The 21,806-nt window shown below is 61.6% G+C and carries 13 protein-coding genes, 1 tRNA gene and 1 pseudogene; 3 read left to right on the top strand and 12 right to left on the bottom strand.

The genetic code is table 11. The features are described 5' to 3' along the window. Window positions 1-217: 217 nt before the first annotated feature. Entirely contained in the window at window positions 218-1,954 is a 1,737-nt protein-coding gene (locus tag BLT42_RS14690) for a gamma-glutamyltransferase family protein (protein WP_091771923.1), read from the bottom strand. Window positions 1,955-2,019: 65 nt separating this feature from the next. Between BLT42_RS14690 and BLT42_RS14685 the strand changes: the two genes are divergently transcribed. Both BLT42_RS14685 and BLT42_RS14680 read left to right on the top strand, forming a co-directional pair. Beyond that, the gene (locus BLT42_RS14685) at window positions 2,020-2,997 is read left to right on the top strand and encodes a P1 family peptidase (RefSeq protein ID WP_091771922.1); all 978 of its coding nucleotides are present in this window, start codon (window positions 2,020-2,022) and stop codon (window positions 2,995-2,997) included. A gap of 133 nt (window positions 2,998-3,130) precedes the next feature. Beyond that, window positions 3,131-3,207, top strand: a tRNA-Arg gene (locus tag BLT42_RS14680). A 40-nt stretch (window positions 3,208-3,247) separates the two neighbouring features. Here BLT42_RS14680 and BLT42_RS14675 read toward each other — a convergent pair. The 3 genes from BLT42_RS14675 to BLT42_RS14665 form a co-directional block, all read right to left on the bottom strand. Beyond that, window positions 3,248-3,646 (bottom strand): response regulator, encoded by a 399-nt coding sequence (locus tag BLT42_RS14675; protein WP_091771921.1) that lies wholly within the window; start codon window positions 3,644-3,646, stop codon window positions 3,248-3,250. Window positions 3,647-3,649: 3 nt separating this feature from the next. Continuing rightward, the gene (locus tag BLT42_RS14670) at window positions 3,650-5,923 is read right to left on the bottom strand and encodes a PAS domain S-box protein (RefSeq protein ID WP_091771920.1); all 2,274 of its coding nucleotides are present in this window, start codon (window positions 5,921-5,923) and stop codon (window positions 3,650-3,652) included. Between the two features lie 173 nt (window positions 5,924-6,096). Then, complete coding sequence (locus BLT42_RS14665) at window positions 6,097-6,585, bottom strand: Lrp/AsnC family transcriptional regulator (RefSeq protein WP_091771919.1); 489 nt, start codon at window positions 6,583-6,585, stop codon at window positions 6,097-6,099. Between the two features lie 135 nt (window positions 6,586-6,720). Between BLT42_RS14665 and BLT42_RS14660 the strand changes: the two genes are divergently transcribed. Further along, window positions 6,721-8,349 carry an aminotransferase class V-fold PLP-dependent enzyme gene (locus BLT42_RS14660; protein WP_233342534.1) on the top strand — a complete coding sequence of 543 codons (1,629 nt, stop codon included), beginning with the start codon at window positions 6,721-6,723 and terminating at the stop codon, window positions 8,347-8,349. A 13-nt stretch (window positions 8,350-8,362) separates the two neighbouring features. On the opposite strand, the gene BLT42_RS14655 is transcribed toward BLT42_RS14660, so the two are convergent. The 8 genes and pseudogenes from BLT42_RS14655 to BLT42_RS15180 all read right to left on the bottom strand — a co-directional run. Then, the gene (locus tag BLT42_RS14655; protein WP_091771917.1) at window positions 8,363-8,953 is read right to left on the bottom strand and encodes a hypothetical protein; all 591 of its coding nucleotides are present in this window, start codon (window positions 8,951-8,953) and stop codon (window positions 8,363-8,365) included. A gap of 83 nt (window positions 8,954-9,036) precedes the next feature. Further along, window positions 9,037-10,008, bottom strand: a complete 972-nt coding sequence (locus tag BLT42_RS14650; RefSeq protein WP_091771916.1) for a hypothetical protein — start codon at window positions 10,006-10,008, stop codon at window positions 9,037-9,039. Window positions 10,009-10,180: 172 nt separating this feature from the next. Continuing rightward, entirely contained in the window at window positions 10,181-11,437 is a 1,257-nt protein-coding gene (locus tag BLT42_RS14645) for a DUF819 family protein (protein ID WP_091771915.1), read from the bottom strand. A gap of 113 nt (window positions 11,438-11,550) precedes the next feature. Then, a complete protein-coding gene (locus BLT42_RS14640) occupies window positions 11,551-13,626 on the bottom strand; it encodes a M13 family metallopeptidase (RefSeq protein WP_091771914.1) in 2,076 nt (691 codons plus the stop codon). 170 nt (window positions 13,627-13,796) lie between these two features. Next, window positions 13,797-15,884, bottom strand: a complete 2,088-nt coding sequence (locus BLT42_RS14635) for a M13 family metallopeptidase (protein WP_091771913.1) — start codon at window positions 15,882-15,884, stop codon at window positions 13,797-13,799. Between the two features lie 159 nt (window positions 15,885-16,043). Then, window positions 16,044-18,119, bottom strand: coding sequence for a M13 family metallopeptidase (locus tag BLT42_RS14630; RefSeq protein ID WP_091771912.1), 2,076 nt, complete (start codon window positions 18,117-18,119; stop codon window positions 16,044-16,046). A 69-nt stretch (window positions 18,120-18,188) separates the two neighbouring features. Then, entirely contained in the window at window positions 18,189-21,404 is a 3,216-nt protein-coding gene (locus tag BLT42_RS14625; protein WP_091771911.1) for an efflux RND transporter permease subunit, read from the bottom strand. A gap of 26 nt (window positions 21,405-21,430) precedes the next feature. After that, window positions 21,431-21,806 (bottom strand): annotated as a pseudogene (locus BLT42_RS15180) (efflux RND transporter periplasmic adaptor subunit); the annotation flags it as partial.

Below are 21,806 nucleotides of genomic sequence, written 5' to 3'. Positions count from 1 at the left end.
CGGGGAAGGGCAGCATGAATGCTCGACTGTTCGTCCACGGTCATTTCGAGGCAGGGCCCGCGAGGGACCTGAGTAAATCTCCACGTGCGGGACGTCTCGAATGTCTCAACTCATTATTGCGCTACCCGGCATTCGCCGGCGTCCCGCACACCTCCCATCCCAGGGAGGCCCCACTCAAACCTCCAGCCGCTCGCGGCGTGGAGATTTTGCGGCGTGCTCAGGGCTGCAGCGCGACACCCTCACGGCGCGGATCGGCGCCGCCGATCAAGCTCCCGTCCTCCAGCCGCCGCACGATATGAATGCCGGAAATCTCGCCGCGATTGGCGTCAAGCGTGAAGCCCAGGCCCTGCAGTCCGGCGAGCACGTCAGTCGGCATCCCATCCTCGACACGCACGATATCACCATGGGCGACGACATTGGGCAGATCGATCGCCTGTTGCGGCGTCAGCCCCCAATCGAGCATGCCGACCAGGGTCTTGGCGGTATAGGCGATGATGGAGGAGCCGCCGGGCGAGCCGGTTGCCAGCACGAAATTGCCCTCGGCATCAAACACGATGGTGGGTGACATCGAGGAGCGCGGACGTTTGCCGGCCTGAGGTGCATTGGGGATGGCCTGGCCGTCGGCATCGACCGGGATGCGCGAGAAATCGGTCAGCTGGTTATTGAGGAAAAAACCACCCGCCATGCGGTGACTGCCGAACACGCTCTCCACCGTCGTCGTCATGGAGACGACATCGCCATCATTATCGACGATGACGAAATGGCTGGTGCCGGGCGAGTCGGGCGTTGCGTCGAGGCCGGGCGCACCAATGCCCGCGGGGGTGCCGGCAGTGACATGGGGTGTCGCCATCGTGCCGGTGACCAGATTGGAGCGTGCCGTGATGTAAACATCGGCCAGCAGGCCTTCGGCCGGGACAGTGACGAAATCGGGATCGGCGATATAGGCGTCGCGATCCGCATAGGCCAGCCGGCTGGCCTCGATGAAGCGGCGCCAGCCCTCGACGGTTTCCGGGCCGGTGGCCGCCATGTCATAGGGCTCGATCAGGCCGAGGATTTCATTGACCGTCACCCCGCCCGAGGCCGGTGGCGGCATGCCGCACACCGTCCATTGGCGGTAGGGCCGGCAAATCGCCTCACGGCGCAGGGCCTGATAGCCGGCCAGATCGCTGGTCGTCAGCCCGCCGGGCCGTGGCTCAGCCTGGACCGCGTCGACTATCGCTTCGGCGAGTGGGCCGGAATAGAGATTATGCCAGTCGGCCGCGATGGCGCGGGCGCTGTCGGCATAGGCGGGATTGCTCAGCTGGTAGCCGACGGGCAGGGGGCTGCCATCCTCAAGGTAGAAATAGGCCCGCGAGGCCGGCCATTCATCGATCGGCGAGCGCGGTGCCATGCCGGCGATAAAGCTCTGCAGGCGCGGCGAGACGGCGAAGCCCTCCTCGGCCAGTTCAATGGCGGCATCAAATCCGTCGGCCCAGTCCAGTTCGCCATGATCGCCATGCGCCAGGGCCAGCATGGCCACCGCGCCGGGCGCACCAACCGAATGGCCGGAGAAAACCGCGTCATAGAAACTCAGCGGCTCGCCGTTCTCGTCGAGAAAAAGCTCGGGCGAGGCGCTGGCTGGCGCGGTCTCCCGGCCGTCATAGGCTGTCAGCTCGCCGGTCTGGGCGTCGAAATACAGCATGAAGGCGCCGCCGCCGAGGCCGGAGCTTTGTGGCTCGACCAGGCCGAGCACACTCTGCACCGCGATCGCCGCATCGACAGCATCACCGCCGGCGCGCAGGGCAGCCAGCCCGGCTTCCACCGCCAGCGGGTTGGCCGCGGCGACCATCGCCGGGCGGGTCTGGCTTTGATCAGGCGTGTCCGCGACGGGTGCCTCCACCACGGCCGGCTGGCCGCAGGCGGTGACCGTGAGTATCGATGCCAATGCACTGGCAGACAGTAGAAAACGGATCATGACACTTGCCCCTCGTCGCAGGGTGGGCACGATAGCGCGAAGCGGCACCAGATGAGAGGCCCTAAATGGCAGTTCCGGGCAAAACCAACACACTGACCGATGTCACCGGCCTCAGGGTCGGCCAGGCCGAGGACGCTTCGGTACAGACCGGCGTCACGGTCATCCTGCCGGATCAACGCGCCGTCTGCGCTGTCGATGTCCGTGGCGGCGGGCCGGGAACGCGCGAGACCGATGCGCTCGCGGCCCATACCCTGGTCGATGCCGTCGACGCCGTCGTGCTTTCGGGCGGATCCTCCTACGGGCTGGCGGCGGCCGATGGCGTGGCGGCCGTGCTGGGTGCCCAGGGCCGCGGCTTTGCCCTGATGGAGATACCGGGCGTGCCGGTCTCGCCGGTCATCCCCTCGGCCATCCTGTATGATCTCGCCAATGGCGGCGACAAGGCCTGGGGCGAGGCGCCGCCCTATCACCAGCTGGGCAAGGCGGCCCTGGCCGCCGCATCTCACGAGGTCAGGCTGGGACGCGCCGGCGCCGGTTATGGCGCCCGCGCCGGATCGCGCATGGGTGGCACCGGATCGGCCAGCCTGGTCACGGCCGACGGGATCACGGTCGCGGCGCTGGTCTGCATCAATAGTTTCGGCTCGGTCACCCTGCCCGGCAGCGATGTCTACTGGGCCTGGCCCTGGGAGATAGATGGCGAGTTTGGCGGCGCCCGCCCGGCAGCGGACTGGTCGGCAGAGCCGGAGGACTGGGGCGCGGCCAAGATCAATCCCGGCGCCCGCGAAAACACCACCATCGCCTGTATCGCCACCGATGCCGCCCTGACCCCGGCCCAGGCCCAGCGTCTTGCCATCATGGCCCAGGACGGTCTGGCGCGGGCGATCCGTCCGGTACATACGCCCTTTGATGGTGATGTCGTCTTTGCCGTGTCGACCGCTGCCCGGCCACTGCCGGAGCCGGTGGAATTCAACCTCGCCCGACTCGGCTCGCTGGCCGCTGATTGCCTCGCCCGCGCCGTCGCACGGGGTGTCCACGCAGCTGCATAATCCGCCTTGCAGGTCCCGTCTCAAGTGCCTGTGCGTTACGCCTGCTTTTGCCCGTTCGCAGTACTTGCTTTCGCCAAGGCTCGCGGTTAGGTTCCGCGCCTCTTCAGGGCCATGGCCCCTGAAGGCATGGCCTGCACCGGTAGCTCAGTTGGATAGAGCACTAGACTACGAATCTAGGGGTCGGGAGTTCGAATCTCTCCCGGTGCACCATTTTTCCGATCACATGATCTGCTCTTGAAGGCCTGACGCGTCAGGCGGCGGCGGAAATATGTCGCGTCCACATATCGCGGATCGTTTCAGACAGCGATATGGGCTCGAAAGGTTTCACGATCACGCCGAGCGCTCCCATGGCGATATATTCGTCCTGTTCATGGACTTGCGCCTTGGCGGTCATGAAGATCGCCGGAAGGTCGCGCCCCCCGGGCAATTGCCGGATACGGCGCAGCACTTCCGGGCCATCCATGCCGGGCATCATCACGTCGAGCAAGACCAGGTGCGGTGCAAATTCCGGCAGCGCATCGAGCGCTTCCTGGCCCGACAGGAAATGGCGAACCTCGAACCCGCCGAGATCTTCCAGGACCATCACCGCGACCGTGGCGATTGAACTGACATCCTCGACATAAAGGATTTTCTTCAGGTCATCGCTCATGCGTCAGGCCGCTTCCTGTTGGGATTTGCAGATGGGAAGGTCGAAGTGGAACACAGTACCGCGACCGGTCTCGGTGTCAAAACTGACCTCTCCACCAAAGGCCTGGATCAGCGTCTGCGTGATATTGAGGCCGAGCCCGCTGCTGCCTTCCTGGCGGGTCAGCGAACTGTCGGCCTGGGCGAAGCGGTCAAACACCTTGCTGCGGAACGCCTCCGGAATACCCTCGCCCTTGTCGGCCACGGAAATGCGGACACGCCGGGGGTCGCTCATCGCGACCGAGACGGCGACGGATTCGTCGGCCGGTGAATGGCGGATCGCGTTCGAGAGCAGATTGACGAGTGCCTGGTTGAACCGGCACGGGTCGAGCCGGACCTGGGCCTGGTCGACCTGGCAATCAGCCTCGAGGGTAACGCCCCGGGTCTCCGCCAGGGAGGCATTTTGCGCCACAATCGTGCGCACTAATTGACAGATATCGACCGTCTCAAGCTGGTATTCGATCTTGCCGGCCGCGATCTTCTCGAGATCGAGAATGTCATTGACCAGCACGGTGAGGCGCTCGCAATTATCATGCGCCAGGTCGAGCAGGAGATTGCTCTTTTCGTCCAGCCTGCCGGTGGTCTTGATCTTCAACAGGCCCAGCGCGCCATGGATCGAGGTCAGCGGCGTGCGCAATTCGTGGTTCACGGTCGAGATGAATTCATCCTTCATGATGTCCATCTGCTTGCGCTCGGAGATGTCGCGGACAATGCCGCAATAGAGCGGCCGGTCATTCTGCAGGATTTCGCTGACCGAGAGATCCATCGGGAAGGTGGTACCGTCCTTGCGCTGACCGACCACTTCGCGCCCGATCCCGATGATCTTGCGGGTCCTGGTGCGTTGGTAGGCCTGAAGATAGCCATCATGTTCGTCGCGGAAACGTGGCGGCATCAGCATTTTGAGGTTACGGCCCATCACTTCGCTTGGCTCATAGCCAAATATCCGCTCGCAGGCCGGGTTATAGCTGTCGATATTGCCGAATTCGTCGATCACGATCAGACCGTCGACGACGCTGTCGATGATCGATCGCGTTTTGATCTCCCCCTGTTGCAGGCCGGTTGTCATGGTCTGGAAGGCGCGGGCGAGTTCGCCAATCTCGTCATTCGCGGTGACCGGAAGATTGAGTCCGTGCTGGCTGTGACGGGCGCCGGCGATTTCTTTGGACATGCGCCGCAGCGGCTTGGTCAGATGATTGGCGGCCAGGCCTGTCGCGATGCTGCTGAGCAGGATCAGGAAAATGCCGAGCGCAATACTCTGGCGCTGGGTCTGGAACACCGGGCTCATCAATTCCTGTCGCGGAACGCTGAGCACGATGCCCAGCGATGAATTGCCGGTCCCGTCGGTGATGGGAAGGTCGACGAAATAATTGACGCTGTCTGGTTCGACGAAGGAGGCTTCGCCACCGGAGAAACTCAGTCGTGACATGAAGGCGGGCGCGGGCCGGGTATAGTGTCCGGCCATTTCCAGGCGTGAAATCGAGCCTTCGGCCGTGTATTCCATGTAGTCGCCGGCCTGGTTGATGATGAAGGTGTCGGTATTCAGCAGGATGGTTCTGAACGTCCCGGCCAGCAGGGATTCGTAATTGGCATTGATCACGATCATCCCGAAAATCTCGCCCTGGGGGCTGTAGACCGGCACGATGCCGCGGACGGTCGGGATGCGGGCTGAATCGACTTGGTTGTTTTCGCGATTATAGCTGATCGGGGAGAAATAAACGCCACCGGGCGGAAGGGCGGCACCGTACTCAAAATAATCCTCACCGGACTTCGCCTGCAATGACGTCTCGGCGACGGTTTCGAATGCATCCCCGATGCGGTTGACCCGGACGAGCTCGCGGCCATTGTCGGCCAGGCCGATATATCGGATCTGGTTATAGGTCGGGTGGGTCCGCATCACCGAGGTGAAAATCGTGGCGAGCCGGTGATTCCACTCGGCGGTGGTTGAGCCATCCGCCGGGTCGATACCGCCATTCGTGGAACTTCGGATAATCCCGGTGATCGGCGGCAATTGCGAAATGATGGTGGCGTCATTCTGCATGGTGCGGAAGGTTTCGCGAAACTGCAGCGCCGCCAGCCGGCTTTCGCCGCCCAGACTCTCGATCGCCGTATTGAGCGAGACTTCAGTCGTTCTCACATAGACCAGCGCACTCATCACCAGAGCGGTCATAAAGGAGGCAATGCAGGCGAGAAGGGTGATTTTGGCGCGCAGCGAACTGCTGAATATCCCGGTCCGATTGCGCATGTTCACGAGTCGCCCTGTATCTGCCAGGCCCGGTTGCCGGCCCGGTACGGGCTGGATGCGGAGTTCACCATGTGGAGGGTGTAGCTTGAGGCCACTTCCATCCGATTAAACCCCGACTCATATTTCATGCATGCGATCCGATGTCCGGGCAGGCACAGGCGTGCCGGCCGCCCTCAGACCGGTAATTCGGTGGTGTTTTTGATCGCGTCCATGGCGAAGCTGGCGCTGACATCGGAGAGCGGTGCGATAGCGATCAGCTTCTTGTAGACTTCGTCATAGGCGCGGACATCGGGCAGGCAGAGCTTGACCAGATAATCGACATCGCCGCTGAGCCGGTAGAATTCGACCACTTCCGGCATGCGCCTGACGCCCTCGGCAAACTTGCCCAGCCATTCGGCATCATGGCGGCTGGTGCGGATCGAAACGAAGAGTGTCGCATGCAGGCCGAGCGCTTCCGCGTCGAGCAGGCTCACATTCTTGCGGATGATGCCCTGCTCGGCGAGGCGCTTCATTCGCCGCGCCGTCGGCGTCGCACTAAGCCCGATCAGGTCGGCAATTTCCTGCACGGTGCGATCGGAATCGCTCTGTACCAGCTTCAAAATCCGGCGGTCATAGTCGTCCAGCACTGTGAAGTCCTCATATTGTGGTGACGTTTGCTCCATAATGCATGATTTTGGGTAAAGATGAGTATTTTTAACCCCGTCAGAAATGGTCTCATACGGGCTCAATCAACGGGGCCCCGATTTATGCGCACTACAAGTGATCCAACATCCCCGCTTTCGCGCCTGCGTGCTGGCATGATCGGCTGCGACGCCACGCTGAACACGCCATTCGGCGAGCGTTTGATGGTCTATGCCGATTACACCGCCAGTGGCCGCGCCCTGCGCCAGGTCGAGGCCCAAATCGAGCGCCTGTCCGGGCTGTATGCCAATCCGCACACCGTCGACAGCGCGACCGGACGCGCGTCTTCGGCCTGGATGCATCAGGCCGAGAGCCTCATCCGGCAGGCGGTAAATGCCGGGCCTGAGGATTGTCTGCTCACGTGTGGCTCGGGGGCGACCGGGACCATCCACAAATTGCAGGAGATCCTCGGTCTCGCCATCGCGCCGGCCAGTCGTGACCGGATCCTCAAGGCGGCGACCGGCGGGCTCGGAACTGATGGAAGGCGAAAGCTCGAGGAGTCTCTCGCTGCTGATTGCCCGGTCATTTTTGTCGGGCCTTATGAGCATCATTCCAACGAACTCAGCTGGCGCGAGAGCCTGGGCGAGGTGGTGCCGGTCCAGCTGGCGACAGATGGCGGCATCGACTTGGCGGATCTGGCGACGAAATTGCGAGATCCGCGCTGGATCGGACGCCGCCGGATCGGCGCCTTCTCGGCGGCGTCCAATGTCACCGGCATCAAAAGTGACGTCATCGGCCTGGCCAGCTTGCTGCACGCCCATGACGCCATTCTGTGCCTCGACTGCGCTGCGAGCGCGCCCTATCTGCCAATCGACATGCACCCGGCCGAACATCCCGATGCCTGGATCGATGCGGTGTATTTCTCACCGCACAAATTTCTCGGCGGACCGGGGGCTTGTGGCGTTTTGCTGTTCAATCAGGCGCTCTATCGCCGCGATCTGCCGCCCACCCAGAGTGCCGGCGGTACGGTGCGCTATGTCACCAAGACCGGGCATGACTTCATCGAGGAGATCGAACCGCGCGAGCGTGCCGGTACGCCGGGCGTGCCGCAAATCGTGCGTGCGGCCTTGGCGCTGCAGGCGCAGGCGGAGATAGGCTATGAGCAGATCGCCCGGCTCGAACATGTGGCGCTTGAGCGCGCCATGTCGCGCTGGGGACAAAACCCCAGGATCGACATTCTCGGTGAGGCCGACCCGGACCGCCGGATCGGCATTGTTTCGTTCAATATTCTCGACCCTGAAGGCGAGATCCTCCACCCACGCCTGGTGACGACGCTGTTGAATGATCTGTTCGGCATCCAGTCCCGCGCCGGTTGTTCCTGTGCCGGGCCTTATGGCCATGACCTACTCGGTATTGACGCGGCCCAGTCGGAATCCATCCGGGCTGCGGTCCTGGACGGCGAGGCCGGACTTCGCCCGGGCTGGTGCCGGGTCAGCCTGCATTGGGTGATGGAGCCGGAAGAGGTTGCAAATCTGATCGACGCGGTGGAATTCCTGGCCATACAGGGCTGGCGCTTCGCCGAGCTCTATGCCTTTGACAAAACGCGCGGGGCCTGGAAATGGCGCGGCGCCGCATCGTCCGAGCCCGTCTGTTTCCCGGACGTGCTGCTGGCGGACGCCCCGGCGGCGCCCAGGGGCGAACAATGTGACCGCACGGCCTGTTTCGCCGCTGCCCTGGAGGCGGCCAGGTCGTTGGCACAGGGGTTGGTGAATGCCGGCTCGAGTGAGGCCCTGCAACCGGCCTGAGGACTGATGTTGGTCAGACGCCTGCCGCGCGCAGGAGAGTGTCGATTTCGCTGCGCTGGGCCGCGTTGGCAGGAGTGCCGCGGGGGTAAAGCGGTGTCGGCCAGTCGCGGTCATCGACGCGGTGGCCATCCCACAATTCGGTGGATTCGATGAAATGGCGTGCCATCGGAGCGCCGCCTGTTTCCAGACAACCGATCAGGCAGGTATCGATATAGGATTGTGCGATCGGGTGATCCTGATCGGCTCGCAATTGCTCGCGATTGACGACGATCCAGAAGCGCGCCGTCTCGAGCTCACTCGTTGCGGCATCAGCATGCAGCAGCCGGACCGCGTCGCCGCCGACTGGTGTGAAGTCATAGCCGCGTTCACGATGCCGCAATTCGTCGGTGATGTGTGTGGGAACCAAGGCGGCACTCAATGACGCGCCCGCTGCCGGGCGAACGCCCAGATAGGTAGCCGCCTCATCGCCGTAACGCGTTGTCCAGCCACGCTGCCAGCCGGACACCATGACCGGGATAACGGGCATGTGCAGGTTGGAGTAGGTCTGACGGCTATAGGCGCTCAACAGGCTGCCATAGCCGATAAGAAAATCGGTTCCGCTCATGGGCACTACCCTAAACGGAAACGGCGCGGGATGTCCCGCGCCGTCCGTATTCATCTCCTGCCAATTGGCAGGCCGGTCGCCGTCTAGTTACGGCGGCGAACCGAGTAGGAACTGCTGGAATAGGAGGCCTGGGCCACCGGCATTTCCTCGGAATAGGTCTGATCGCCAGCTGGCATATCGGTCCCGTAGAGATAGGTGCTGCTGCCCGGTGCTGGTGGCTGATTGGCCGCCACTGCGGGGATGTTCGTGCTCATCGGCGGATTATGGCCGGGGAGGTCGATATCGTCGCAATCCATCAGGCGCCATTCCCAACGCTCTTCCGAACGCAAGGTGTAGCGGGTCACGGTCTCGGTGCCGGCCGGAATGAGATGGCTGTCGACCGAAGCAGGCTGATCCACAACCTGGATCGCATAGCTGTCATAACGCGGATCGATCGGAATTTCCTCGACGCTCGCGGCCTGGACCAGGACATCGCGGGTGATTGTCGAGAACTCGGCTGGATGGTGGATCTCGTCGATGCTGGCGGGCGACACGATGACATTGCGCGTCACGGTGCGGTATTCGCCTGCTTCCTCGACCAGGCACCAGATTTCGCCGGTTTCTGAATCATAGCGGGTCATCGATGCGCCAGGCTCATAGCCGCGGCGCCAGACCTGGCGCGGTTCACGAACCATGATGGTTTCAGTGACCGTGTCGTGCACGGCAGGCTGGACCACATATTCGGAATAGGCCGGACGGACCTGAACCGTCTCGGTGACAGTGTTATAGACCGGCTCATGCACGACATAGCGCACGCCGGCTTCACGTGAGACGTATTCGCGGATCTCTTCACGCAGACGCGGCGGAGCCACATCATAACGCTCGTAGGAATCCTGCGTCGTTACCTGTTCCGCGAAGGCGTCGTATTGCGGTTCGATGCGCACACGCGCATAGCACTCGCCCGAGGCCGCGCTGGACGGTGGATCCGGCGGGAACCATTCGGCATCGCCGGCGAAAGCTGCGGACGAGACCAGAATCGCCAGGGCGCTTCCGGTGATGAAGAATTTGCTGTGCATTGTGCATCCCCCCTTCAGGATAGAGCCCAGCGACGACCGCAAAAGACTCCAATTAGGGGAATGCTATCGCAATCCGGCGGTTGCGTTAAGGAATTTTAACCAACTATTTCAAGATTCACCGAATGGGGGAGGGTGGTGGCAGGTACTCGCCTAAATGGCGATTTGGCCTTCGCTAGACTCCCGCCACGCTTCGCAGGATCTGACCGGTCAGCCACGCGCCCCAGGTTCCGGTGATATAGCCGACGACCGCCAGCAAAACCCCGACCGGGGCCAGCGAGGGGTGGAAGGCGGACGCGACGACGGGGGCCGAAGCCGCGCCGCCGATATTGGCCTGGCTGCCGACGGCGAGAAAGAACACCGGCGCCTTGATGATGATTGCCACCAGAATCAGCAGGCTGGCATGGATCGCAATCCAGATCGCGCCGATCAGGAAGAATTCCGGATTTCGCGCAATCGCGGTGATATCCATATTCATGCCGATCGTGGCCACAAGAATGTAGATGAAGACCGAGCCGGTTTTCATGGAACCGGCCCCGCTCAGCTTGCGGGCCGGCGAGAAGGACAGCGCGACACCGATCGCGGTCGCAACGATGATCAGCCAGAAGAAGCCTGAATGCAGGCTGTAGCGTTCCAGTTCCGGATAGTGCTCGAAGAACCATGGCGCGAGGAAGTCGGAGGCGAGGTGGGCAATCGCGACTGCACCGAAACCGATGGCCGCGATAAACATCATGTCGCGCAGTTCGGGGATGCGGGCGTGTTCCGTTTCATAGGCCTCCGCCTTCAGACGCAAATGATCGACAGCATGAGCATCGGCGCCGAGCCGTTTGTCGAGCGCTACAGCATTGCCCGCGGCGATCAGCAAGAGCGCCATCCAGACATTGGCGACAATGACATCGACAGCGATCCAGGCCGAGAAGATCTGGTCGCCGACATCGAAGATCTCATACATGGCCGCCTGGTTGGCGCCGCCGCCGATCCAGCTGCCGGCAACAGTGGTCATGCCGCGCCATACCGCCTCCGGCCCATCGACGCCGATCAGGTCTGGCAGGAAGGAGCTGGCGATCAGCAGGGCGATCGGTCCACCGATAATCACACCGATCGTGCCGGTCAGGAACATGATGAGGGCTTTGGGCCCAAGTCGCAGCGTTGCCGGCAGGTCCGCCGACATGGCCAGCAGAACCAGGGCTGCCGGCAGAAGATAGCGCGACGCCACGAAGTAGAGCCGGGATTCTTCCGGATCGACGATATTGAAAGTGTTCAGGAGTGACGGCAGGAAATAGCAGAGCAGGAGCGGAGGGAATATCTGGTAGAAGCGCTTGAAAATCGGGCCGCCCGAGGTTGAGGTCCAGAATACGGCCCCCAGTATGACGGCGAGAAGACCCAATACGACAGCATCATTGCTGATCAGCGGTGCAAGTTCGGTTTCCATGAATTCCCCCGGAAGCTGTCCCGATATGACCGTGCCCGGCGCCGCTTCGCAACCCCCGAATACAAAACGGCCCGGCGGAAGCCACCGGGCCGTTTCGCACAGGTTGGTTTGCGCTACCAGACGGAGACGCGTTCCTCTGGCGGCAGATAGAGCGCATCGTCCTCGGTGACACCGAAGGCCTCGTACCAGACGTCCATGTTTCGTACGACGCCATTGGTGCGGTATTGCGACGGGCTGTGTGGGTCCGTGGTGATGCGGGCGACGAGATTGTCCTCGGTATAGAGCCGGCGCCAGACCTGGGCCCAGGCCATGAAGAAGCGCTGATCACCGGTAAACCCGTCAATCACCGGCGCTTCGCCGCCATGATCGGCGAGATACATATGATAGGCGCGATAGGCCATGGAGAGCCCGCCGATATCGCCGATATTCTCACCCAGGGTCAGGCGTCCATTTACGAACATGCCCTCGACCGGCGAGAACTCCTCATACTGGGCGACGATCTGGTCGGTGCGCGCATCGAATTGCTCGCGTGAGAAATCCGTCCACCAGTTGCGCAGAAGGCCGTCGCCATCGGACTGGCTGCCCTGGTCGTCGAAGCCATGGCCCATTTCATGACCGATCACGGCACCAATACCGCCGAAATTCACTGCCGGATCGGCATTGGCATCGAAGAAGGGGCCCTGAAGGATGGCCGCCGGGAAGACGATTTCATTGGCGGTCGAGGAATAATACGCATTCACCGTCTGTGGTGACATACCCCATTCCCACTCACGGATCGGGCCACGCAGGCGAGCGCGGCTCTCGGAGCGATACCAGGCGGAAATGCGTTCGGAATTGCCGAACAGGTCGTCGGGGCGGATCTCGATCGAGGAGTAGTCAGGCCACTGGTCGGGATAGGCAATTTTGGGGGTGAATTTGGCGAGCTTGTCGAGCGCTTCGGCCCGGGTCTCGTCATCCATCCATTCCAGGGTTTCGATCCGGTCGCCCAGAGCCCGGCGCAGATAGTCGACCAGGTCTTCCATCTCGGCCTTGCTCTCGGCCGGGAAGTGACGCTCGACATAGATGCGCCCGATCGCCTGGCCCAGCGGTCCGTTGACATACTGGATCGCCCGGCGGTCCCGGGCGCGGGGCTCTTCAGTGCCCGACAGTGTCCGGCTCCAGAAGTCGAAGCTGCGATCATAGAACGCCTCGTCGAGTTCATTGCGGTTTGAATCCATGTAATGGAGCGTGAGATAATCCTTCCAGGTCTCCAGCGGGATTTCCCGGAAGAAGGAGGCCAGCGACTGGACAGCAGTGTTCTGTGACACCACGACATTGTCCTGGTCGCCAAAGTCCAGGGCCGTCATGAAACGCGCCCAGTCAAAGCCGGGAGCGTAGGCCTGCAGTTCTTCAATCGTCATCGGATTGTAGCTGGCGACCCGGTCACGGCTTTCCGCGCGCGTCCAGTGCATCTGGGCGATGGCGGTTTCCATGTCGAGCACGGCCTGGGCGCGCTCGGTGCCATTGTCTTCGCCGAGCATGCCGAATACGTCGCTCATATACTCGACATAGGCGGCGCGGTAGGCGTCAAAGCGCTCATCATCGCGCAGGTAATAGTCGCGGTCCGGCATGCCCAGACCCGATTGACGGATATAGACGATATAGGTGTCGGGATTGCCGGCATCGCGGCCAACGCCGGCGCCAAACAGTGAGGCAAAACCGCTGGCGCCAAACAGATCAATCACATCGTCATAGCTCTGGGCCGCGGCGATCCGGTCGAGGCCTGGCTGGGCCGGGCTCAGGCCCAGTGCGTTGAGTCGCTCGCTATCCATATAGCTGGCGTAGAGGTCGCCGACCTGTTGCTCGACCGAACCGGCCGGGTTCTCTGTCGCCGAAACGTCGGCGATAATCGCATCGATGCGTTCTTCCGCGCTCAGGGCGAGTTCGGAGAAAGAGCCGAAATTCGAGAAACCGGCGGGGATTTCGGTGGTGTCGAGCCAGCCTTCGTTCACATAGCGGAAGAAGTCGTCACCGGGTGCGACGGTCTCGCTGATATGCTGGGTTTCGATGCCCCAGGCGCCGAGCGAGGGGGCGGCGGCCTGGGCAGCCGCTTCACTGGTCGTGCCGGTGTCCGTTGATGGCGTTTCAGCCGCCGGGCTACAGGCGGCGAGGAAGGCAAGGCATACGGTGCCGAGGAGGATTTTCTTCACGGGACATTTCTCCGTCTGGTTCAAATCTGATTGGGAGCGAGACTAGGGCGCGCTGGCCAGGACGCAAGTCTTCGGTGGCAATTCGTCACCGCAGGGTCTGAAAGGAGCGTCGATGCAAAAAAAAAGGCGGCCCGGCATGACCGGACCGCCTGATTTGTTATCTGGTCCGATTACCAGATCGAAACCCGCTCCTCGGGTGGCAGGTAGAGATCACTGTCCTCGGTAATGCCGAAGGCATCATACCAGGCATCGATATTGCGGACGACGCCATTGACCCGGTATTGCGCCGGGCTGTGCGGGTCTGAACGCAGGCGCGAGACCATGCTGTCTTCGGTCATCTTCGAGCGCCAGACCTGGGCCCAGGACATGAAGAAGCGCTGATCGCCAGTCAGGCCGTCGAGCACGGGAGCGTCGCCGCCATGGTCCGCGAGATAGGCGTGATAGGCTTGGTAGGCGATGGAAAGCCCCCCGAGGTCACCGATATTCTCACCCAGGGTCAGCTGGCCATTGACGTTTTCGCCCTCGACCGGGGAGAAGGCGTCGTACTGGGCGACCAGGCTGCCGGTGCGCTCCTGGAAGTGCTCGCGGGAGAAGTCGGTCCACCAGTTGCGCAGCACGCCCTGACCGTCCTGTTCGGCACCCTGATCGTCGAAGCCATGGCCCATCTCGTGGCCGATGACGCCGCCAATCGCGGCGAAATTGACCGCCGGGTCGGCGAAGGGATCGAAGAAGGGGGCTTGCAGAATGGCGGCCGGGAAGACGATCTCATTGCTGTCCGGATTGTAATAGGCATTGACCGTCTGTGGGCTCATATACCACATCCAGTCGCGCTTGGACTCGTTCAACTGGGCGCGTTGGTCGGCCCAGCTCCAGGCGCTGATTGCGCGTGCATTTCCGATCAAATCGTCGGAGCTGACGGCAATCGTGGAATAGTCACGCCAGACATCAGGATAACCGATCTTGGGCAGGAAGCTTTCCAGCTTGTCCTGGGCTTCGGCACGGGTGGCATCATCCATCCATTCCAGCGTCGCGATGCGGGCTGCGAAGGCCGCGCGCAGATACTCGACCAGCTCTTCCATCTGCGCCTTGTATTCCGGCGGGAAGTAACGCTCGACATAGACCTGGCCGATGTTTTCACCAAAACGCCCATTGACGAACTGGATCGCACGCAGATCACGCGGGCGCTGTTCCTCGACGCCCCGCAGGGTGCGTGAGTAGAAGTCAAAGCTCGCTTCGTCGAAGCGGGCCGGAAGCTGACCGGTCTGGTTGTCAACGAAATGGAAGGCGAGATAGGACGCCAGCACGTCGACCGGCGTTTCGGCGAAGAGCTGTGCGGTGCCTTGTACGGCGGTGTCGGTATTGACGACGACTTCGTTGATGTCGGCAATGTCGAGGGCTTCCAGGAAGGCCCCCCACTCAAAGCCCGGCGCATAGCTCTCAAGCTCGGCCAGGGTCATCAGATGATAATTCGGCACGGATTCGCGTGCCAGTTCGGCCGGCCAGTGAACCTGGGCCAGGGCGCGTTCCAGCGCCATGATGTCAGCGGCGCGTTCTTCAGCATTGTCGATTCCGGACAGGGTCAGGATATTGGCGATATAGGCCACATAGGCTTCGCGATAGGCGACATAGCGCTCGCCATCATCGAGATAATAATCCCGGTTTGGCAGGCCCAGACCGCTTTGCGAGACATGAGTGAGGTAGCGCTCGGGATTGCCGGAATCCTGGCTGATATAGAGTCCCATCATGGACTGGTGGACCGGAAGGCCGAACCAGCGGGCGATTTCCTCATGCGTCGTCGAGGCGAGCACGGCGTCGAGCTCTTCCTGGATGGGAGCAAGGCCGAGGGCTTCGATCCGGTCGGTATCCATATAGCTGCGATAGAGGTCGCCGATCTGCTGTTCCGGCGTTCCGGCGGCGGCGTCCGTGTTTGCGGCGGCCTCCGCGATGATGGTGTTTACGCGCTCTTCCGAGGTGAGATACAGGTCGAGAAATGCGCCGGCCGAGCTGAATCCGGTCGGGATTTCCGCCGTGTCCAGCCAGCCTTGATTGACGTGAGTGAAAAAGTCATCGCCGGGGCTGACGGTGTCGCTGACATAGTCGGTCTCGATACCCCAGCTACCCAGGGCGGCATCGCCGGTGATGGCCGGCGCTTCGGTGGGGGTCTCGACTGCCGGGGTTTCGACTGCAGGAGCCTCGGCGGCCGGGTTGCAGGCGGCAAGCATCGCGACGCAGACGCCACTAAGCAGAAACTTTTTCATACTGGATTTTCCCAAGAGTTTTTACGTTAACTTTCGATCATAAAGCCGGGCTGGCCGGAAGCAACTGACGGTTTTGTTAGGTTCCGCGGGCAGCAGGCAAAGACAAGGCGGCCCGGATTGCTCCGGGCCGCCTGCTTTGTTTGGTGCTGACAGCGCCTGCTACCAGATTGAAACCCGCTCTTCGGGCGGCAGGTAGAGGGCATCACCTTCCTGGATGTCGAAGGCTGCATACCAGGCGTCGAGATTTCGCACGACGCCATTGGTCCGGTATTGCGACGGGCTGTGCGGGTCGGTGGTCAGTCGCGCAACCAGATTGTCTTCACGATAGAGGCGGCGCCAGACCTGGGCCCAGGCGAGGAAGAAACGCTGGTCGCCGGTGAAGCCGTCAATGACCGGTGCTTCGCCACCACAGCAGGAGTCCAGATACTGGTGATAGGCGGTGTAGGCCATCTGCATGCCGCCGAGATCGCCGATGTTTTCACCCATGGTGAAACGGCCATTCACATTCATGCCCTCGATCGGCGAGTAGCTGTCGTACTGCGCACCAAGGCGGGCAGCGCGTTCCTCGAAACCGGCATCCGTTTCGGCCGACCACCAGTCACGGATCGAACCATCATGATCGAAGCGGCGGCCCTGATCATCGAAACCATGGCCGATTTCGTGGCCGATCACGGCGCCGATCGCACCGTAATTCATCGCCGCGTCGGCATTGGGATCGAAGAAAGGAGGCTGGAGAATGCCGGCCGGGAAGGTGATCTGGTTCATCAACGGATTGTAGGAGGCGTTGATGGTTTGTGGCGGATAGGGCCACTGGGACCGGTCGACCGGACCGGCGAGGTCTTCGATCTGCTGGTTCCAGTTGAAGGCGTTGATGCGCATCATATTGCCGAACAGATCATCCGGTTCGATATCCAGCGCCGAGTAGTCCTGCCACTCATCAGGATATCCGATGCGCGGCTCGAAGGTCGACAATTTGCGCAGGGCATTGGCGCGCGTCTCGTCGTCCATCCACTCAAGATTGGTCAGCCGGCCTTCAAAAGCCGTTACGAGATTGGCGACCAGATCTTCCATGGCGGCCTTTGAGGACGGCGGGAAGTGCTGGTCGACATAGATCTGGCCGACCGCTTCGCCGAGCTGTCCGCCGACGATGTTGACACCGCGGCGGTCACGGGGCCGCTGCTCCTCGGTGCCGTTGAGTGTGCGGCCATAGAAGTTGAAATTGGCCTGGTCGAAGGCGAGGGGCAGGCTGCCGGCATTATTCTGAAGGAAATGGAAGGTCAGATAATCTTGCCAGACCGAGACAGGGGTTTCCTCGAAGATCCGTGCGGTCTCCTCGATCGCGCTCGGCTGGGCCACCAGATAGGTGGCTACGCCGTCGAGACCGAGCTGGGTCAGGCCGGTCGCCAGGTCCAGTTGCGGGGCCAGTGCTGCCAGTTGATCGAGCGGCATCGGGTTATAGATTTCCGAGATATTGCGCGAGCGCTCCTGGGTCCAGTGAGCCTCCGCGAGCTGCGTCTCAAGCTGCATGATCGCATCAGCCTTGGCCGCGCCGCCCGCAATGCCGGCCAGTTCAAACATCTGGCCGATGAAAGCGGTATAGGCCTCGCGATAGCGCGCATAATTTTCATTCTCGAGATCAACGTAGTAATCGCGATCAGGTAGACCCAGCCCACCCTGGCCGACGAAGACGGTATAGCGTGTGGTGTCGGCGGGATCGGGAATAATGCCGATATCAAGCGGTGCTTGCTGACCGATCGTCGCGAACAGGCTCAAGATCGCCTCAGGCGTATCGGCTGCAGCAATCGCGTCGAGATAGGGTTGAGCCGGCGTCAGGCCGAGCGTTTCGATGGTCTGGGTGTCCATCCAGCTGCCATAGAGGTCGCCGACTTTCTGCTCGATCGTGCCCGCAGCCGGATGCCCGGAGGCCAGCTCCAGGATGATGTCCTGGACTTGTTCTTCCGCTTCCAGGGCCAGCACGGTGAACATGCCGAAATTGGACAGGTCAGACGGAATTTCTGTTGTTTCCAGCCATTGTCCGTTGGCATAGCGATAGAAATCATCACCGGGCGTATAGGCCAGATCCATACCAGCCTGGTCGAAGCCCCAGTCACCGATCTCTGCCGGCATCTCGACGCCGGTATTGGCCGTGAGTTCAACGGTATTGCCGGAAATGCCGGTCTGGTCACAAGCGGCGAGCAGCGCAAAAATCGCTGTACTCAACAAAAGCTTCTTCATCAAAATTCCCCGTGTACTTTGTCAGATGGGACGGCCCCACGCGAAAATACCGCGTGGGGCCGTGTTTGGCTATTCCGCTGGTGAATGGTCGAGATGTCCCGCCATCTCGCCGTGAGCGAAATCCGTATCAACATAGTCCGTGCCGAGTGGTGGCAGAGCCTTGCCCGACCAGAGTCCGCGGAAGAACCGCGAGATATCGACACCGATCGCATACATGGACGGGATGAGCAGCAAGGTCAGGAACAGGGCAAAGATGACCGCAAAGCCGAGCGCCACGACCATTGGCTTGAGGAATTGTGCCTGGGTCGAACGGGCGGCGATCATGGGCAGGATACCCAGGAATGTTGTCACCGAGGTCAGGAGGATCGGCCGGAACCGCTGCACACCGGAGTCGACCAGTGCCTGGAAGGCACCGACGCCATTGGCGCGCAACCGGTTCACAAAATCCATCAGCACGAGATTGTCATTGATCACCACCCCCGCTGCGGCGCCAACGCCGAAGTAGGAGAAGAGGGCGATCGGCATGTCGAACATCAAGTGACCGAATATGGCCCCTGTCAGCGCGAACGGGATTGCGACCATGATCAGGATCGGCTGGGCATAGCTGCGGAAGGCCACGGCCAGCAGGATATACATCGCGACCAGCGCCGCGCCGAACAGGCTCAGCAATTCCTGTGTAAACTCGCGCTCACCTTCAGACTGGCCGATCTCGTCGCGGCTGATGCCCGGGAAGCGATGCTCCCAGCCCTCCCAGAATTCGGCGGCGAGGCTCTGGGTGATATCGCCCCGAGCTGACGGGTCGGACAATTCGGCATTGACCGTGACTGTCCGCATCCCGTTGCGGCGATTGATCCGGTTCAGACCGGGCGCGAAGCTTACGTCAGCCACTGCGGAGAGCGGCACTTCGCGGCCCTCGCTTGTGCGGATACGCAGATCGCGCAGCGTGTCGAGCGAGCGGCGTGCCCCCTGTTCCAGACGAACCATTACTCGTACATCCTGGCCGTCGCGGGGCAGGCGCTGGGCTTCCTCACCGTAGAAGGCCTGACGCACCTGACGTGTAACATCCGACAAGGTCAGCCCCAGTGCCCGGGCATCCGGGCGCATGGTGAACTGAAGTTCCTCCGTCGAGGTCTGGAGGGAGTCGACGACGTCATACAGCGTGTCATAGCTGCGCAACTGCGTTTTCAGATCGTCCGCCGCGGCACGCAGGACATCGAGGTCCTGGTGTGAGATCGCGAAGGTCACCGAACTGCCGCCATCATTCATCGTCGAGTCGAGGGTGACTTCTTCGGCATCGGGGATCGGACCGAGGAATTCACGGATCTTCAGGGCGACCTCTGATGTCGGAAGCAGGCCCGGGCGGAATTCCGGATCGGCCAGGGTGATCCAGGCGCGAATGCGGCCGTCAGTCGCCAGCGTTGAGCGGCTTTCGATCATGTCGACCTGACCCGGGAATTGCTCGCGATAATAGTGCAGTGCCTGATCCTGTGCCGAGTCGAGCTGTTCGCGGACACGCTCTGTGCGGGTCCACGGCGCGCCCTCGGCAAGCTGGATATTCACCTGGATCGTCTCGTTCTCGATCTGTGGCATGAAGACCGACCCAACCCGATTGGTCATCATCAGGACGATGGAGATTGCAAAGATACCGATGAAGGCGATCAGCGTGGCATAGCGATTGCGGATCGCGAACTTGATGGCGGGCCGATAAATGCTGCGGGCAAACCAGACCATGCTCTCGGCAATGGCGCGTTGAAGCCGGATCAGGGGCCCGAAGAAGCCCGTCGTTTTCTGCGGCTTCATGTGTGCGAGGTGGGCCGGCAAGATCAGCATTGACTCGATCAGCGAGAACGCCAGCGCGGCGATCACCACCAGGGAAATCTGCTTGGTAAACTGAACCATTGGCCCGGTCAGCAGCATAAATGGCAGGAACATCATGATCGTGGTGATGACCGCGAAAATGACCGGCTTGATCACCATCTGGGTGCCGACGATCGAGGCCGTCAGACCGGTCTCGCCGCGCTCGACGCGGTCGTGAATATTCTCACCCACCACAATAGCGTCATCGACAACGATACCGATCACCAGCAGGAAGGCGAAGAGGGACAACATGTTCAGGGTGACGCCGAGCAATGGCAGCAACATGAAGGCGCCGCCAAAGGCAACGAAAATGCCGACCGTCACCCAGAAGGCCACGATGGGCCGCAGGAAGAGGAAGAGGACGATGAGCACCAGGAGGCCACCGAACAGGGCCGAATTCAGGATGGTGGCCATCCGGGCTTCGTACATTTCCGAATTATCCCACCACAGCGACAAGGTCACGCCATCGGGCAATTCCAGCTGCTTCTCCTCGATATAGGCGCGCACGCTGGCCGAGACGTCGACGACATCGATGTCCGGGGTCGTCAGGACGACGATCAGCGACATCGGCTCGCCATTGAAGGTCGCGGCCAGATTCGCATCGACAAAACCGTCCGAGACATTCGCGACATCGCTGACACGCAAAGTGCCACCGTCGGAGGTCTGGCGGATGATGATATTCTCGAACTCTTCTCGAGTATCGGCCAATTGCCGCGACGTGAGGCTGAGTTCACCCAATTCGGTGCGGACGCTGCCGGCCGAGGCGTTCAGCGAGCTGGCGCGGATCGCACCAACGATCTCGTCGAAGCTCAGATTATAGCGTTGCAGGTTATCTTCGGAGACTTCGATCCCGACTTCCTCACCGAGAATCGCCCAGTTATTGACGAGGCTGGAGCCCGGGAGCTGGGCGACTTCATCGCGGATTTCGCGTGCGATTTGCTGCAGGTCGCGCCGGTCGATGAAGCCGTGCACTGCAAAGCCGATGACCTGGTCCTGGCTGCGCCACGGGTTGACCACCGGGCGATAGGCCGATTGCGGCAGGTTGTTCACCGAGTCGACTTCGAGTTTGATATTGTCGATGAACTCGCCGACATCCACGGATGGCAGGCCTTCGACATTGATGAAGCCATTGCCCTCGCGTGCCGTCGACGTGATGGTGTCGACACCGTCGAGATCGGCCAGGGCTTCCTCGATCCGGACGATCAGCTGTTCTTCCACCTCCTGCGGCGAGGCCCCGGGCCAGGCAACGGACACCGTTGCCCCGTTCACGGCGATTGTCGGGAAAACCTCACGGTTGAGCTGGAGGTAACCGAAAACACCGCCCAGTAAGGCAACGATCATCAGCAGGTTTGCGGCAACTGAATTGCGGGCGAACCAACCAACAATGCCGCGGGGCGCTTCGTCATGAGTCTTGTTCGGGTCGGTCATGGCCGCCTCCTGATCGCAGTGTCGAACTAACCGGCGCTGGCGACGGCTTCACCGTCGCTGCTGTCGGTCTCGGTATCGGAAGTTTCATCGCTCTCGGCTTCGTTCTCGGTGGTCGCCGAATCGTCGGGCAGAACGTTGCCATCCGCGTCGAGCGAGCGCAGGCGCATGCCGGTGCTGGCACCGCGGATCGGCGAGATCACAATCATTTCACCGCCCGAGACGCCGGACGAGACGACCAATCGATCAATACTCGAGGTCACAACGGTGACAGTGCGAATGTCCAGCGTGCCGCCTTCATTAACGACAAAGACGGTGTTTTCTCCCCGCAGCGCCGCACGGGGCAACACAACCGCGTCCTGTACGTCACGACCGCGAATTTCCGCTTCGACAAACAGGCCAACT

The sequence above is a fragment of the Maricaulis salignorans genome (genome assembly GCF_900103475.1).
GTDB lineage: Bacteria > Pseudomonadota > Alphaproteobacteria > Caulobacterales > Maricaulaceae > Maricaulis > Maricaulis salignorans.
Note: the sequence above shows the minus strand (reverse complement) of the source record. Positions and strands in the feature narration are given on the sequence as shown.

What these genes read in the sequence shown, in the direction of transcription:
- BLT42_RS14655 (WP_091771917.1), bottom strand. Translation starts at nt 8,953, where the DNA reads ATGAGCGGAACCGATTTTCTTATCGGCTATGGCAGCCTGTTGAGCGCC.
- BLT42_RS14685 (WP_091771922.1), top strand. Translation starts at nt 2,020, where the DNA reads ATGGCAGTTCCGGGCAAAACCAACACACTGACCGATGTCACCGGCCTC.
- BLT42_RS14670 (WP_091771920.1), bottom strand. Translation starts at nt 5,923, where the DNA reads ATGCGCAATCGGACCGGGATATTCAGCAGTTCGCTGCGCGCCAAAATC.
- BLT42_RS14660 (WP_233342534.1), top strand. Translation starts at nt 6,721, where the DNA reads ATGATCGGCTGCGACGCCACGCTGAACACGCCATTCGGCGAGCGTTTG.
- BLT42_RS14675 (WP_091771921.1), bottom strand. Translation starts at nt 3,646, where the DNA reads ATGAGCGATGACCTGAAGAAAATCCTTTATGTCGAGGATGTCAGTTCA.
- BLT42_RS14645 (WP_091771915.1), bottom strand. Translation starts at nt 11,437, where the DNA reads ATGGAAACCGAACTTGCACCGCTGATCAGCAATGATGCTGTCGTATTG.
- BLT42_RS14690 (WP_091771923.1), bottom strand. Translation starts at nt 1,954, where the DNA reads ATGATCCGTTTTCTACTGTCTGCCAGTGCATTGGCATCGATACTCACG.
- BLT42_RS14650 (WP_091771916.1), bottom strand. Translation starts at nt 10,008, where the DNA reads ATGCACAGCAAATTCTTCATCACCGGAAGCGCCCTGGCGATTCTGGTC.
- BLT42_RS14665 (WP_091771919.1), bottom strand. Translation starts at nt 6,585, where the DNA reads ATGGAGCAAACGTCACCACAATATGAGGACTTCACAGTGCTGGACGAC.
- BLT42_RS14635 (WP_091771913.1), bottom strand. Translation starts at nt 15,884, where the DNA reads ATGAAAAAGTTTCTGCTTAGTGGCGTCTGCGTCGCGATGCTTGCCGCC.
- BLT42_RS14625 (WP_091771911.1), bottom strand. Translation starts at nt 21,404, where the DNA reads ATGACCGACCCGAACAAGACTCATGACGAAGCGCCCCGCGGCATTGTT.
- BLT42_RS14630 (WP_091771912.1), bottom strand. Translation starts at nt 18,119, where the DNA reads ATGAAGAAGCTTTTGTTGAGTACAGCGATTTTTGCGCTGCTCGCCGCT.